Origin of the sequence: Pluralibacter gergoviae ATCC 33028 = NBRC 105706 (assembly GCF_001598855.1) — a bacterium.
In the GTDB taxonomy this organism is placed as follows: Bacteria; Pseudomonadota; Gammaproteobacteria; order Enterobacterales; family Enterobacteriaceae; genus Pluralibacter; species Pluralibacter gergoviae.
The window spans coordinates 317764-332115 of sequence record NZ_BCZS01000002.1 but is presented as its reverse complement, the minus strand read 5'-3'; the positions used below and the strand labels follow the sequence as shown (position 1 = coordinate 332115).

The window sequence follows — 14352 nt, the reverse complement described above, 5'->3', positions numbered from 1 at the left end:
ACTCCTCTATTTTCTGCAAGATGTCCCGCCACCCCATTTGTTACGACCACCAGTACCATCTGGATGATAAATTTTATGGTAATTTTTGTGATCATTAAAATCAGCAAGCTGTAGTGATCCAGGGGAGTCGCCATGATGCCACGTCATCCCTTTAGGTGATGATCCTCTGAATTTACCATTTTTCATTGGTTGTACGTGTTCCACAACACCAGGGTATTTAACCTGTAACTCTCGTTTAAAGTCAGGGTCTACTTGTAAACGCTTATATACTGATTCATTTGCACGACTAAAGTGCTCTTTATCCGTCATCTTGTATTCAGAGGAGTCGAGCATATGCTCATGAAAAACATGATATTTCCCTAGATCACGTTCTCCCTCACCATTATATAATCCTAAAGGATCCACCCAACCCATAGGATTCGGCGCATACGAGTAGAGATTCAACCCACCCGCCAGCCCTATCGGATCCTGCACCGTAAACCGCCCCACCTCCGGATCGTAGTACCGGAACAGATTATAGTGCAGCCCGCTCTCGGCGTCCTCGTACTGCCCGGCGTAGCGCAGCGGCTGGTCATACGTGGCGCCCTCGCGCAGCGCGGCGCCGGCTATGGTCTGCCCCTTCAGCCTGCCGAAGGTGTCGTACTGCCCGGACCAGCGCAGATGACCGTCGGCGTCGGTGACCTCCAGCGGGGCGCTGTTCAGGTCAGCGTGCAGCCAGTAGATATCCGCCTGCGGGCCGCCGTCCGCCTGCTCGATGGCCGCCAGCGGCGTCCACGGACTGGCCGGGTCATAGGCCCAGCTGCGCCGCGTGCCGTTGTCCCGCTGCTCCTGCAGCAGCCGGTAGCCCTGCCACAGGAAGCGGGTGGTCTGCGGGCGCTTACCCTTATAAGCGACCGTCTTGCGGGTGCGCCGGCCCAGCGCGTCGTAGTGGTACTGTGCGCTGAAGTCACCCTGCGGGCCGTGGCCGCTGGCCCGCAGCAGCCGGTTGTCCGCGTCGTAGACGTAGTGCTGCTCGCTCAGGCCGCTGCGGCGGCTGACCAGGTTGCCCCAGGCGTCGTAGCGGTAAAACAGCCGCTGCCAGTGCGCCAGCCGGTTGCTGACCACTGGGACGGGGGGCGCATCGACCAGGTTGTCCGCCTGGTCGTACTGCAGGCGGCGGGCCAGCGGATTCTGCCTCGGCTCAAGGTGCTGCAGCAGGCGCCCCTCCGGGTCGTAGCCGTAGTGGACGTCGCCGCGTAGCGCATCATGTACCGATTCCAGCTCGCCCCGGCCGGTGTAACGGAAGGTGCGCCACAGCACGCCCTCTTCCGGGCGGGTAACGATCCCCTGCGCAAAGCCGCTGCTCTGCCAGCTGCGGCGGCCCAGCGCGTCGTAGCCGCGCCGCTGGTACAGCGCGCCCTGGCTGCGGCCGGTCTCCCGGTGCAGACGGTCGCGGGTGAATTCGCTTAACAGCTGGTCGTTGAACTTCATCGCGCTGGCGTGGCCGGAACCGTAGTACAGCCACGCCAGCCGGTCGCCCTGCGGCAGGGTCAGACTCTGCAGGTTGGACAAGGCGTCCCAGGCGTAGCCCACCTCGCCGTTAACGCCCCGCTCGCTCAGCAGGTTGCCGGCCTTGTCATACGCCAGCTCTACGATGTCTTCCTCAATGCCCAGCGCCGCGCCGGCGGCGGTGGGCGCGCGCGTCGCGGCGGTCATCCGCCCGGCCGGGTCGTAGCGATATTCCCATTCCGCATCGTCACTGCCGCGCCAGACCAGCTGGCCCGCGGCGTCGAAGCGGAAGCGGTGCAGGCGGTGGGCCGGCGGCGCGGAGGCGTTGTGCGGACCGGTCTCGCGGTGCTCCGTCAGCTGGCCGTCGGCGCCGTAGAGATAAAAATGGTCGCTGTGGTCCGGGCGGCGCTCGCCGGTGAGGCGCCCCACGGCATCGTGGCTGAACTGATAGTCGCCGCCGTTGCCGTTCTCCAGCCGGGTGAGCCAGCCGCGCGGGCCGTAGTGATAGCGGCGGGTGCGGCCGATGCGGTCGGTGATGCTCACCGGCTGCCCCAGCGGGTTGTACTGCCAGCGGGTCTCGCTGCCGAGCGGGTCGCGGTGGGCCGCCAGCTGCCCGCAGGCGTTCCAGTCAAACTGCTCCTCGCTGCCGTCCGGGTGCAGGATGGCCTGCAGCTCGCCGATGCTGTTCCAGCGGTAGCGGGTGAGGTGCCCCTCGGCGTCGGTGAGGTGCGTCAGCTGGCCGAGGGCATCGTACGCGTACGCCGTTACGCTGCCGGAGCAGTCCACGTAGCGGGTCAGCAGCCCCTGCGCGCTCCACTCAAGCCGCACCTCGCCGCCCAGCGCGTCGGTGATGGCCGACGGCAGGCTCTCCTCGTCGTCGGGATAGCTGTAGCGGGTGACGTTGCCCTGGGCGTCGGTCTGCTGCGTCAGCCGGCCCAGCGGGTCCCACTGCTGGAACTGCCGGCTGCCGTCGGGGAGCGTCAGCGAAAACAGGCGGCCGCTGTTGCGCGAATACTGATACGTCGTGGTGCGGCCCAGCGGGTCGGTTTCGCTCAGCAGGCGGCCGTAGTTGTCCCACTCGCTCTGGCGCAGACCGCCGCCGGGGAGCACCACGCCGCACAGCTCGCCGCGCTCATAGATAAAGGCCGTCTTTCGACCGTCGAAGTCGGTAAACTGCGCCACGTTATCGTCGTCATCGAGCTGCCAGACGGCCTGCCTGCCGTCGTCGCGCACCGCCCGGCGCACGCCCGCATCAAAGTCGTAGTGCAGCGTCAGCGACTCTCCGGCGCTGTGCCGCCAGGCCACCACGCGCGGCAGGCCGTCAATCTCCTGCCAGCGGTACTCGTTCAGCAGACCGTTGCGGTCCTGATGACTGACCATCAGCCCGTCCCGCCAGCCGAAGCGGCGGGTCGCCTCGCCGGCGGCGTTGAGGACCGCCGTCAGCTGGCCCTCGTCGTCATAGTCGTAGCGCACCCGCAGCAGCTCCCCCTGCGGGCTATGCTGCAGGACGGCGGCGAGGCGGACGTGGCCATTTGCAGTAGTGAGATAGCGGCAGAAGAGGCGCTGCCCGGCGCTGTCCACCAGCTCGCTGAGGTGGCCCGCGTCGTTATAAAACAGCGAGGTGGCGTTGCCGGTGGCGTCGGTCATCATGCTCAGGCGGGCCGGGGCGCCATCGGGCAACGGCGGGTAGTGCCAGGCCTCCTCGCTGACGTCGAACACCTGCCAGCTGCCGTCCGGGTTGTGCATCAGCCAGCACTTTTCCGCCTCGCAGTAAGTCTTGTGCCCGCGCGGTACGCGGGGAAAGGAGACGTAGTCCCCGGAGGGCGCGCGCCACACCAGGCCGTCCTGATACGGTTCGAGGGTGCTCTCCCAGAACAGGCTCCAGCCGCGGCCCAGCACGCTCTCCGCCGGGTTACCGCTGCGCCAGTAGCGCTGCCACTCGACCGGCAGGCGCGAGGGGAGCGTGAAGTCCAGGTCGTCCTCGCCGGAGAGGAACTTCTGTCCGCTGGTGATATCCACCGGGCGGGCGATGATGCCCGCCGCGGCGCTGGCGGTCATCAGGGTGCCAAAGCGGCAGGCGACGCGGCCTATTTTGTTAATGCCGGGGATTTTACTCAGCAGTTTGCCAAGCTTACCGACTTTACTCGCCGCCCCGCCAAGCCCCCCCACCAGGCCGGCAAACAGCAGCGTCAGGTCGGAAACCTTATACAGCCAGTCCGGCACTTCGGGCTTGATGGGCAGCGTGGTGGCGGTGCCGCCGCCGATGCGGACGTTGGGAGAGCCCTCCATCACCTGAGCGTCGCAGTTGGTTTTATCGCCAATGCGGGAGGCGGGCTGGCCGTTGATAAAGACGCTGTCAGAGCCCTGCGCCATCTGCATCGCCGGGCCGTCCTGGTCGCACTCAACCCGGCTGACGGTGGCGATAGCGGCGGGCTTACCGTTAATAAAAACATTGGGGGAGCCGGTCAGGATGACACCCGAGGGCGACAGGCTGCCGGCGCCCGCCTCCGCGATGCCGTCCCTCGCGGCGGTCGCCAGTTCTCCGGTGAGATAACCCAGGCCGATACTGGCCCCCACCAGCAGCACGCCAATCCCGAAACAGGATGACGCCAGTCCCGCCGCAAACAGGACGCCGGAGGCAACGGCGCCGGCAGCGGCGATAAGCCCGCCGACAATCGTCCCGGCAATCATCCCCGCCAGGGCGTGGGAGTGGCCGATGGCATCGCCGACGCGCGCCGCCTCACCCACCGAGGTTCTCCTGCGGCGGCTGCCAGCTGTCCAGCACCTGCGCCAGCAGCGCTTCGTCGTCCGGGGTCAGCTTGCGGGTATGGGCCAGGGTAAAGACCAGTACCGGTCCATCCGGCAGGGCAAACACCGCCTGCTGCTGCCAGATGCGCTTGCCGTCGCGCAGGTAGCTGGCGGTGACGCGCTCACCGCGGTGCACGCTACCGCCGAGGGCGGCAGGATCGCGCCCCTTCAGAACCCAGCCCTTAAGCGCCTTCGACAGAGACTCGAGCTGGCGGTCAATGTAGTCGGCGAGCGTCTCATCCGCATGCAACCCATCGCGGGAAATGTTGACGGAAGGTGAAAAATCGTCACCGGCCAGCAGCACGTTAACGGTACGGTCGCGGTAGCCTTCCGGCAGGGCGACGCTGCCTTCGCTGAAGGCGCAGCGGGCGTAATCAGGCATTATGCAAGGTCCTTTTACGTAATCAGGGCCCGAGCATCGCATAAAGTGACGTGAAAATAAAATCGCCGGCGCTCCGAAAATCGCCGCCCTGTGCGCACAAAACCGCTAAGCAAAATGGTTCGCTCCCCCCACCCATCCGATCCCGCGCACACTTTCCCACGCCGACCCTCTCCGCTGGTGAAAAGTACCCGCTATCGCCCGAAACGTCTCTTCACGGCGCGCGCCTTAGCGCCTTCAATTAGACAACAAAAACAAAACATAAATTTAACATTAAATCCGATGACCCGAGGCCTGCAATGAAACCAGAAGATTACCGTAGTGATGCCAGACGTCCGCTGACCGGAGAAGAGTACCTGAAGAGCCTGCAGGACGGCCGCGAGATCTATATTTACGGCGAGCGCGTGAAAGACGTTACCACCCATCCGGCGTTCCGCAATGCCGCCGCCTCGGTGGCCCAGCTCTACGACGCCCTGCACAAACCGGAGATGCAGGACAGCCTGTGCTGGAATACCGACACCGGCAGCGGCGGCTATACGCATAAGTTTTTCCGGGTGGCGAAAAGTGCCGACGACCTGCGCCAGCAGCGCGACGCCATCGCCGAATGGTCGCGCCTGAGCTACGGCTGGATGGGCCGCACGCCGGACTACAAGGCGGCGTTTGGCAGCGCGCTCGGCGCAAATCCCGGCTTTTACGGCCAGTTCGAGCAGAACGCCCGCAACTGGTACACCCGCATTCAGGAGTGCGGGCTCTACTTTAACCACGCCATCGTGAACCCGCCTATCGACCGCCACAAACCCGCCGATGAGGTGAAGGACGTTTTCATTAAGGTAGAAAAAGAGACCGACGCCGGGATTATCGTCAGCGGCGCGAAGGTGGTGGCCACCAACTCGGCCCTGACCCACTACAACATGATAGGCTTCGGCTCTGCCCAGGTGATGGGCGAGAATCCCGACTTCGCGCTGATGTTCGTCGCCCCGATGGATGCCGACGGCGTGAAGCTTATCTCCCGCGCCTCCTACGAGATGGTGGCCGGTGCGACCGGTTCGCCTTACGACTACCCGCTCTCCAGCCGCTTCGACGAGAACGACGCGATCCTGGTGATGGATAATGTGCTGATCCCGTGGGAAAACGTGCTGATCTACCGCGATTTCGACCGCTGCCGCCGCTGGAGCATGGAGGGCGGCTTCGCTCGCATGTACCCGCTGCAGGCCTGCGTGCGCCTGGGCGTCAAGCTGGACTTCATTACCGCCCTGCTGAAAAAGTCGCTGGAGTGCACCGGTACCGCCGAGTTTCGCGGCGTGCAGGCGGATCTCGGCGAGGTGGTGGCCTGGCGCAACATGTTCTGGGCGCTGAGTGATTCCATGTGCTCGGAGGCGACGCCGTGGGTTAACGGCGCGTACCTGCCGGACCACGCCGCACTGCAGACCTACCGCGTGATGGCCCCGATGGCCTACGCCAAGATCAAAAATATCATTGAGCGCAACGTCACCAGCGGCCTTATCTACCTGCCGTCCAGCGCCCGGGATCTGCATAACCCGCAGATCGATAAGTACCTGGCGAAGTACGTGCGCGGGTCGAACGGCATGGATCACGTAGAGCGGATCAAGATCCTCAAGCTGATGTGGGACGCCATCGGCAGCGAGTTCGGCGGCCGCCACGAGCTGTACGAGATCAACTACTCCGGCAGCCAGGACGAGGTACGCCTGCAGTGCCTGCGCCAGGCGCAGACCTCCGGCAACATGGACAAAATGATGGCGATGGTCGACCGCTGCCTGGCGGAATACGATCAGCACGGCTGGACCGTGCCGCACCTGCACAATAATACCGATATCAACATGCTCGATAAGCTGCTGAAATAGCGGCGGGAGAAAGCTATGCAACTGGATGAACAGCGCCTGCGCTTTCGCGAGGCCATGGCCAGCCTGTCGGCGGCGGTCAATATTGTCACTACCGAAGGGAAAGCGGGCCAGTGCGGGATCACCGCCACCGCCGTCTGCTCGGTAACCGATACGCCGCCGTCGCTGATGGTGTGCATTAACGCCAGCAGCGCCATGAACCCGGTGTTCCGGGGCAACGGCAGGATGTGCGTAAACGTACTCAACCATGAGCAGGAGCTGATGGCGCGCCACTTTGCCGGGATGACCGGGATGGCGATGGCCGAGCGCTTCAGTCAATCCTGCTGGCAGCGCGGCCCGCTGAAGCAACCGGTACTGAAGGGCGCGCTGGCGAGCCTGGAGGGCAAAATCAGCCAGGTGCAGACCATCGGCACGCACCTTGTCTATCTGGTGGAGATCGAGAATATTATCCTCAGCGACGACGGGCACGGCCTGATCTATTTCCGGCGGCAATTTCATCCGGTCATGCTGGCCGCAGAAACGGCATAACGCCCTCAGGCCTGAACGCGCCGGCGTTCAGGCCCGTATCTCTTAGAATGAATAGCGGCTCTCCGGCAACCCCCCGCTGTTGTTATTCATCACCAGCGCATCCCTCTTTTTCAGCGGCTTTATCCTCTGTTCCACAAAGGTGGCTGTCCGAGGCTATTTCGCCGCCTGCGCCGGGTCGGTGACGATAAACCGCGTCGGCGCGAAGAGATTGAGGATCCGGTGGACCAGAAATACCACCGTGAGGGTGACCAGCAGCGAAACGGTGACCGAGGCGACGCGATAGAGATCGCTGAACACCAGGTCCTGCTCCGGATGCATATTCTGCCCGAACATAATGCCGATGGTGGTGATGCTCGAAAAACCCACCCCGGCCCCGACCTTCTCCATTACGTGCAGCCGGGCGCTGAAGGCAAGGCCGAGGCCGATCAGCGGCATCATCAGCACCATGTGGCTGCTGTGATCGTAGAGCAGGATCTGCACCAGCAGGATATAGAGGCACGACAGCGCCACGCCGACCACCCGCCACAGGGAGCTGAGCACCGCGCCGCGATAGGTCATCGGAAACAGCACCAGAATGCTGGCCATCAGCGCCGACAGCGAATCGCTGAGATCGCACACCTGAAATACCACGAAGTTAATGGTCGCCACCGTGCCGGCCAGCAGATATTCGTGGCGGATACGGGCGGCGTCTTTCTCAATGCGCGGCGGCGGCTGGCGCGGCTCAACGTCCGGCAGGAGGTAGTTCATCAGCGCGCTGAGCGCCACCGCCAGCAGGCAGGCCTCCATATTGGAAAACAGCAGCGTGTGCCAGCTGTTGGTCGAATAGCTCATAAAGTTGAGCATCGTGCTCTGACACACCACGCCCATCGAACCGAAGAGGAACAGCGGCCCCTTGCTCATAAAGCGAAAACGTATCGTGTAGAGGGCAAAAACCACCATCGTCATGATAACCGGCCAGCGTGAAAGATAGCCGGCAATCAGCACCATTTCGACGCAGTTCACCGCCGCGCTGGCGATAAACTGCCGGGCGACGTGGGCGCTAAATACCGGCACCAGCGACAGCAGCATCACCGGATAAACCACATAGAAGACGCCGAACTGCACGTTATAAAAGGTGGAGATGCTCAGGGCGATGGTCCCGGCAAAGGCAATGCGCAGGGTCTGACGAAAGTCGTTGGCGGTGAACATCACGTTGTCGTGGGGCGTGAAGACCCGCGCCAGGGTATTGATCGAGTCCATCTTATTAGTAGACATAGTGGAGAATGCTGATCAGGCGGATCTGCAGCCCGGCGCAGAAGCTCGCCAGCGGACCTTCGCGGTTATAGAGCTGTACCGTGGCCCGCGCGCCGGTGGGCAGCTGAATATCCAGCGGCTCGTCGAGCACCACGTGAATGCGCATCCGCTGGGCGTCGCGCACCCAGCGGTTGGAGGTCTCCGGCTGCGACAGCTGGCCGCTAACCGCCTCCTGTCCGGCCAGCACCCCGGCATCGCGGCTGGAAACGTGGGCGCGGAACACCTTGCCCGGCAGGGCGTCAAACACCACCGCCGCGTCGGTGCCGGGCCGGGTGTGGCGCAGACTCTTTTCACGGAAGTCGGCCACGATGTCGTTACGTTCGCTGACCAGCGCCAGCACCGCAGTGCCCGCCGACGCATACACCCCAGGATTAAGCTGCAGGTTGCTGACGGTACCGTCGGTCTCCGCCCGCACCTGCGCCCAGCCGAGATCGAGCTGCGCCTGCTCCAGCGCGTTGCGGTACTTCTGGATGGTCACGTTGCGATCCTCATCCGACTCGCCGCGCTGGATCTGCAGATTGCGGATGGTCGCCCGCAGCTGGCTTATCGCCTGCTCGCTGCTCTGCCAGGTGGTGCGCACCCGGTCGAGATCCTGCTGCGACACGTTCTGCATCTTGCCGAGCCGCTGGTAGCGCTCGAAGGTGACCCGATCGTTGCGGGCGTTCAGCTCGGCGGTTTTCAGGTTCGCCCGCTGGGCGGCTATCTGCGCATCCAGCTGCTGATTACTGAGCCGGGCCTGCTCAAGGGCGATGGTCGCCGCCTCGACGCGATTGATAAACGGCGTCGGATCCAGTTCGTAGAGCAGATCGCCCTGCTTCACCGCGCTGTTGTTGTGCACGTAGACGCGGGAGACGTAGCCGGAAACCCTTGAGGAGACCGGCGTCACCCCGCGCATGACGGTGGAGTCCGGCGTCAGCGGGATCCAGATGTCGGCGAGGATAAACCAGCCGAACATCAGCAGGAAGATGGCAATACTGACCCGCACCCAGCGGGCAAACTTCTGTTCAGGCGTCATCATGTTTACTGTCTTTTATCGTTATTTGCGCAGGTGGCGCATATTGCAGGCGAGCTGGTTGAGCGTATTGCTGAAGGTGTCCATATCCGCAGCGGGAATGTTTTGTGTTACCCGCTGCTGGGACGCTTCGATAACCTCGGTTAGCGTTTGCAGCAGCGCGCGCCCCTTCGGCGTCAGCTGCAGCAGGCGGCAGCGCTTGTCGTACGGCGATATCGTACGCAGCAGGTAGCCCTGCTTTTCAAGCTGGGCAAGGGTACGCATCAGCGGCGGTAGTTCAATGCCCTGCACCTCCGCCAGTTCGCTGACCGAGACGTTATCCCCGAGCTGGGAGAGCTGCATCATCACCGTCCAGCTTGACTGGGTCAGGCCGGTGTCGGTCACGGCATCGTCAATAATGGCCCGCCACTGGCGCACCACCATCGCCATGCGCATCCCCAGCGTGCGGCGGTTAAACAGTTCATCTTCAGTCATTGTTGCGCCCTTGTTTATCACGGTTATTAACTTAATAGTTATCGTGATAAGTATCAAGGAACGATATTTAACAACGCAGGTATTGGATAAAATTTGCCCGGCAGGATAGCCGGGCGGCGGGGTTAACACACGTCATCGCGGCGCAGACCTACGTCTTTAAGCTGCTCATCGCTAAGGCGTCTCAGCGCCCGTCGGGTGTGCCAGATGCGCCACTGCTGGCGCAGCCAGCGCCCCAGCAGAATATAGAAAATAAATGGCCGTCTGGCCCGGTTTACGTCGTACTCCATGCTGCACCTCCTCATCGCGTCTGTGGGGCTATCATCGCCGCAAGAGGAGGTTGCAATACAGATTCAAATTATACTTTTTTTTAACATACAGATCGGGTAATACTGGCGCTGAACGGCGCTACGGATCTCTATCTGTACTGCTCACCCGCATCTGTATGGTAAACGCGAGGATACAGCATGACCCGATACCAGCATCTGGCAGACCTGCTTGCCGCGCGCATTGAGCAGGGGCTGTACGGCGAGAAGGAGAAGCTGCCGTCGGTCCGGACGCTGAGCCGGCAGCACGGCGTCAGCATCAGCACCGTCCAGCAGGCCTACCGGCTGCTGGAGAGCCGTCGGCTCATTGTGCCGCAGCCGCGCTCGGGCTATTTCGTCGCCCCGCGCCAGGCGCTGCCGCCGGTGCCGGCGATGACCCGTCCGGCCCAGCGGCCCGTCGAGGTGACCCAGTGGGATCAGGTGCTGACCATGCTCGATGCCCGGCACGATAAAACCATCACCGCCTTCGGCGGCGGCTCGCCGGACGTTGAGCAGCCCACGCTGCGGCCGCTGTGGCGGGAGATGAGCCGGGTTATCCAGCACAATCCGGGCGAGATCTTCAGCTACGACTCGCTGCCCGGCCGCCGCGAGCTGCGCGAACAGATCGCCCGCCTGATGCTCGACGGCGGGACGGTCGCCGGCGCCGACGATATCGTCGTGACCAGCGGCTGCCACGCGGCGCTCTCTATCGCCCTGCTGGCCGTCTGCAAGCCGGGCGATATCGTGGCGGTTGAGTCCCCCTGCTACTACGGCACCATGCAGATGCTGCGCGGGTTTGATATCAAGGCCATCGAGATCCCCACCGACCCGCAGACCGGCATCAGCGTCGAAGCGCTGGAGATGGCCCTCGAGCAGTGGCCGATCAAAGGCGTGATTCTCGTCGCCAACTGCAACAATCCGCTCGGCTTTGTAATGCCGGACGCCCGCAAGCGCCAGGTGCTGTCGCTGGCCCAGCGCTACGATATCGCCATTTTTGAAGACGATATCTACGGCGAGCTTGCCAACGACTATCCGCGCCCGCGCACCCTCAAATCCTGGGACATCGACGGCCGGGTGCTGCTGTGCAGCTCCTTTACCAAAACCGTGGCCCCGGGCCTGCGCGTCGGCTGGGTGGTGCCGGGCCGCTACCGTGACCGGGTGCTGCACATGAAGTATGCCGCCAGCGCCACCAACGTACCGTCGACCCAGCTGGCGGTGGCGGCCTTCGTGCGCGAAGGGCACTATCACCGCCACCTGCGTAAAATGCGCCAGATTTATCAGGCAAATATCGAGATCTACAGCGGCTGGTGCCGCCAGTATTTCCCCTGTGGCATCTGCCTGACCCGGCCGCAGGGCGGCTATATGCTGTGGGTCGAGCTGCCGGAAGAGGTCGATATGGTCTGCGTCGCCACCCAGCTGCGGCGCCTGAAAATTCAGGTGGCCCCCGGCTCGCTGTTCTCCGCCTCCGGCAAGTACCGCAACTGCCTGCGTATCAACTGCGCCCTGCCGCCGGACGAGAAGCACCGGGCGGTGATGGCGCAACTTGGGGAGGCGATTTATCGGGCGATAGAGGCGCCGGAGGAAAGTGTTGTGATGGCAAATGGCGCGATTAACGGATTCAGACAATAAAAAAACGCCTGCATCAATCCCGGTTCCGCAGAACCGGGGTGGCATATGCAGGCGCTGCAACATCCTGTCGCGTATCACCAATAGCTGTTCCAGGATGTCATCGCCCTGGTTATGGCCTCCATAAGGTAATAATCACCCCACGAACAACACTCGTTCACGCCCACGTTCCCGTTGAAGTGGTACACGGAATGCTTTAAAAGTCCCTCGCCCGCCCGGTGCTGCTTATTGAGATAGTCGTCAATCATCTTCTCAAGGGTGCGCAGCGCCACCGCTTCGTAGCTTTCGCGATCCGGGTTGCTGACCGGCAGCTGGCGCACCAGCTCCAGCAGGCCGCAGGCCAGAATGGCGCTGGCGGAGCTGTCGCGCTCGCTGCGGGGATCGGTCAGGGCCAGGTCCCAGTAGCAGATAAGATCTTCCGGCAGGCGGTTGATAAAGTAGTTGGCCAGCGTCTGGCTCAGCGCCAGCAGCTTTTCATCGCCGGTGTAGAGGTAGTTAAGCAGAAAACCGTACACGCCCCACGCCTGGCCGCGCGACCAGCAGGAGTCGTCGGAGAACCCCTGGTGGGTGTTGCCAAAGCGCGGCTCGCCGGTGCGCACGTCCATATAGTAAGTATGGAAAGTGGAACCGTCCTCGCGCACGATATAGCGCCGGGCCTGCTCAATGTGCTGTTCGGCCGCGCGGCGGTAGCGGTCGTCGCCGGTCATTAAGGACGCCTGGTAGAGCAGCGGCAGATTCATATTGCAGTCGATGATCATCCGCCCCTGCTGCTCGGGGTTGTTGAGCTCGCCCCAGGCCTGAATAATGCCGCACTTCTCGTGGTAGCGCTCCATCAGTACTTCTGCCGCCTGCAGGGCGATGTACTTCGCCTCACGGCTGCCGGTCAATTTGTTGGCGGCGATGCAGGAGAGGCTGTAGAGAAAGCCGAGATCGTGATGGTTGGTATGGTCGCGCCTGGCGATACGTACGCCAAACGATCGCACGTGCTCCTCCGCCAGCGCGCGGTAGGCGGGCTGGCCGCTCCACTCCCAGGCCAGCCACAGCTGGCCGGTCCAGAAGCTGGTGGTCCACTCCTGATTGTCGATAATCGGATAAACACCGTCCCTGCAGGCGGCATCCGGGAAACGCTGGCCGAAGTAGTCGCGGTTGCGGTCAACCGCGGCCAGGATCACCGGCATGGCGTCGCGGATTTTGCGGGTGATCGCGATGCGCTCCCCGGCGCCCAGACGCTGCGGGACAATGACTTCTTTATGGATAGTGTCAGACATCAGTTTCTCACTTCTTTGCTTTAGTGAACGGCTTTCTGCTCGCGGCGGGGCACTACCGGCGGCTGCCTGTGTTGGGTACAGGCCGACAGGGTCATCGTCGAGATACCGGTAAATAACAGCGCGATCAGGCCCATAATCAGATAGGTGTGCTCAAAGCCGATGGTCTGGTAGCCGTAGCCCGCCGGCGGCGCAATCACCACGGAGCCCACGTAAACCATCGCCTGGTAGCCCAGCAGATACATAGTGGCGTTAACGCGCTTGTCGAAGTGCTCGGCGATGTACTTGAATACCGAGACCAGAATCAGGGCAATTTCAATGCCGTACAGCGGCTTGACCAGGCAGATGATCAGCGGATCGGTCGTCAGGCCGGAGACGATAAGCCGCAGGCTGATGACCAGCCCGGTGAGGATCATCCCCTGCTTGGCGCCGATGCGGTTAACGACGGCGGGCACCAGCATCATGCCGAAGAACTCGGTCGCGGACTGCACGGTGCTCATGTAGCCGAACATGGCGTTGCCCTCCTCTTTGCTGCTGAAGAAGGTGACGAAGTAGCGGGAGAACTGCTGCTCGGCGATAAACATCATCCACGCCACGCCGGCGATGTAGAGGGCAAAGGTCCAGAACTTGCGGTTGCGGAACAGGGCAAACACGTCGCCGATAACAATCTTCTCTTTCGACAGGACGTTATTTTCCTCTTTACCGAACTGATCGACCTTCAGGGTCAGCAGCACGCAGAACATGCACAGGGCGGCCACAGAGCTGATGGTGAAGTTAATCTCCGGCGAGATGTTGTAGAGGTAGCCGGAGAACGAGGAGGCCGTCGCCCAGCCCAGCGCCGCCCACATGCGGATGCGGCCAAACTCCATATCGTACAGGCGGCTGAAGCGGTCGGTATAGGACTCTTCCGCCGCCACGCCGGCATACCAGCCGAGGCTGAAGAACAGCGCGCCGACGATCATCCCGGTGACGAAGTGGGCCTCAAGCAGCGGTAAATAGACCCAGATATAGAACGGCGCCATCAGGGCCGAGACCAGGCAGACAAAATAGAGCAGGTGCTTCTTCATGCCTATTTTATCCATGATGTAGCCGTAGACCGGCTTAATCAGCACCGCGAAAACGCCGTTAACGGCAAAGACGGTCCCGATCTCCACGCCGTTGAGGCCCGCCTTATCGCCAAGCCAGATAGCGTACAGACCGAAGCTTGCGGCCCAGGTAAAGGTAAAGAGGAAAACAAATAAGCTGAGTTTAATGTAGGCCGACCGGGTCGACTGTACGGGGTTTATCATTGTTATCTCCACGCGCACGCGGGTGCGTC

At 62.5% G+C, this 14352-nt stretch carries 11 protein-coding genes; 3 read left to right on the top strand and 8 right to left on the bottom strand.

Annotated features, from left to right (window positions below):
• Window positions 1-6: 6 nt before the first annotated feature.
• Together ENGE1_RS03940 and ENGE1_RS03935 are read right to left on the bottom strand one after the other, a co-directional pair.
• On the bottom strand, window positions 7-4236 hold the full coding sequence (locus tag ENGE1_RS03940) for an RHS repeat-associated core domain-containing protein (protein ID WP_048254330.1): 4230 nt from the start codon (window positions 4234-4236) through the stop codon (window positions 7-9).
• Complete coding sequence (locus ENGE1_RS03935; protein ID WP_048254331.1) at window positions 4229-4678, bottom strand: DcrB-related protein; 450 nt, start codon at window positions 4676-4678, stop codon at window positions 4229-4231. Before ENGE1_RS03935 ends, ENGE1_RS03940 begins: the two co-directional genes overlap by 8 nt.
• A 296-nt stretch (window positions 4679-4974) precedes the next feature.
• Here ENGE1_RS03935 and hpaB point away from each other — a divergent pair, with 296 nt between their 5' ends.
• The gene (gene hpaB, locus ENGE1_RS03930) at window positions 4975-6537 is read left to right on the top strand and encodes a 4-hydroxyphenylacetate 3-monooxygenase, oxygenase component (protein ID WP_048254333.1); all 1563 of its coding nucleotides are present in this window, start codon (window positions 4975-4977) and stop codon (window positions 6535-6537) included.
• Between the two features lie 15 nt (window positions 6538-6552).
• On the top strand, window positions 6553-7062 hold the full coding sequence (locus ENGE1_RS03925) for a 4-hydroxyphenylacetate 3-monooxygenase reductase subunit (protein WP_048254335.1): 510 nt from the start codon (window positions 6553-6555) through the stop codon (window positions 7060-7062).
• A gap of 153 nt (window positions 7063-7215) precedes the next feature.
• On the opposite strand, the gene ENGE1_RS03920 is transcribed toward ENGE1_RS03925, so the two are convergent.
• The 4 genes from ENGE1_RS03920 to ENGE1_RS26695 all read right to left on the bottom strand — a co-directional run bounded on the left by ENGE1_RS03920 (window position 7216) and on the right by ENGE1_RS26695 (window position 10128).
• Window positions 7216-8301: a DUF2955 domain-containing protein gene (locus ENGE1_RS03920; RefSeq protein WP_048254424.1), complete on the bottom strand. Its 1086-nt coding sequence runs from the start codon at window positions 8299-8301 to the stop codon at window positions 7216-7218.
• 4 nt (window positions 8302-8305) lie between these two features.
• On the bottom strand, window positions 8306-9373 hold the full coding sequence (locus ENGE1_RS03915; protein WP_043086256.1) for an HlyD family secretion protein: 1068 nt from the start codon (window positions 9371-9373) through the stop codon (window positions 8306-8308).
• A gap of 18 nt (window positions 9374-9391) precedes the next feature.
• Window positions 9392-9841, bottom strand: a complete 450-nt coding sequence (locus ENGE1_RS03910) for a MarR family winged helix-turn-helix transcriptional regulator (RefSeq protein WP_043086258.1) — start codon at window positions 9839-9841, stop codon at window positions 9392-9394.
• A 122-nt stretch (window positions 9842-9963) separates the two neighbouring features.
• A complete protein-coding gene (locus ENGE1_RS26695) occupies window positions 9964-10128 on the bottom strand; it encodes a DUF1127 domain-containing protein (RefSeq protein WP_071199409.1) in 165 nt (54 codons plus the stop codon).
• Window positions 10129-10305: 177 nt separating this feature from the next.
• On the opposite strand from ENGE1_RS26695, the gene ENGE1_RS03905 reads away from it, so the two are divergent.
• Entirely contained in the window at window positions 10306-11772 is a 1467-nt protein-coding gene (locus ENGE1_RS03905) for an aminotransferase-like domain-containing protein (RefSeq protein ID WP_048254338.1), read from the top strand.
• A 74-nt stretch (window positions 11773-11846) separates the two neighbouring features.
• Here ENGE1_RS03905 and ENGE1_RS03900 read toward each other — a convergent pair whose 3' ends face one another.
• Window positions 11847-13037, bottom strand: coding sequence for a glycoside hydrolase family 88 protein (locus tag ENGE1_RS03900; RefSeq protein WP_048254340.1), 1191 nt, complete (start codon window positions 13035-13037; stop codon window positions 11847-11849).
• Window positions 13038-13057: 20 nt separating this feature from the next.
• The gene (locus ENGE1_RS03895; protein ID WP_045291289.1) at window positions 13058-14323 is read right to left on the bottom strand and encodes an oligosaccharide MFS transporter; all 1266 of its coding nucleotides are present in this window, start codon (window positions 14321-14323) and stop codon (window positions 13058-13060) included.
• Between the last annotated feature and the right edge of the window lie 29 nt (window positions 14324-14352).